This window comes from Neisseria sp. P0009.S007 (assembly GCF_051962515.1).
In genome coordinates this window covers 1-829 of record NZ_JBQCVF010000761.1, presented here as the reverse complement: position 1 = coordinate 829, position 829 = coordinate 1, and the positions used below count along the sequence as shown (strand labels likewise).

Genomic DNA, 829 nt, shown 5'->3' with positions numbered 1-829 from the left:
AATTTTCTAACCTCAGTTATCATTTGGCAAACTATAGCAATGCCAATAATTAAAATACCTGATAGTAAAAACCAATGATTTACACCGATTTTATCAGCAAAGAATCCAGAAAGAATTAACCCAATTGGCATAGCAAGTGACATGATACTTCCGATCAAAGAAAATACACGTCCTAAATATTCAGGCTTAATTTTCTCCTGAAAAAGAGCTGTTTGCACACCGCTATAAAATGGCACCGAAAGCCCCATTATTGCACAGCAAACTACGAATATTACAAATCCATTTGGAGGAAGTATTCCCGAAACGGCTAAACTGGTCCCCATTATAAAAAATGAACTTGTTATTAGTAATACATGCTTTTCGAAGCCCCCTAATCTTCCTAATAATAAGCCTCCTGCTAGCATCCCAAATGCAAAGGAAATTTCCGTAATAGAAATATGCACAGGCGTTCCATTAAAGTGTTCCATGCTTATTAAAGGAAATAGTGCATTGATTGGCATATAAACAAAAGTATATAGTGTTCCTAAGAGTAATAAGGCAAACAATCCTTTGTTTTGTCTCAGAACCACAACTCCTTCTTTCATCTCCCTTATGAAATTTGGTTCTAAACTTTGCACTTGATTACCCAGCTTAGGTATACGTACAATTGCTACCGTAATAGATGCAATCACAGCACCCAATACGTCGATGGCAATAATAGCATTTAAATCCCAAACGGAGTATAAGAGTGCTGCAACTGCCGGACTAACAATAAGGAAACCCGATGAAGTGCCCGTTTTGCCAACACCCCAACACACAAGTAACCGACTCGCGATGGCTGGAAGACACC

The 829-nt window shown here is 38.2% G+C and carries 1 protein-coding gene and 1 pseudogene; one reads left to right on the top strand and one right to left on the bottom strand.

The features are described from left to right. Nucleotides 1-752: pseudogene (locus tag ACTHS3_RS16190) on the bottom strand (MFS transporter); the annotation flags it as partial. A gap of 11 nt (nt 753-763) precedes the next feature. On the opposite strand from ACTHS3_RS16190, the gene ACTHS3_RS16185 reads away from it, so the two are divergent. Beyond that, on the top strand, nt 764-829 hold a 66-nt coding region (locus ACTHS3_RS16185), incomplete at its 3' end, for an NrdR family transcriptional regulator (RefSeq protein ID WP_440368167.1).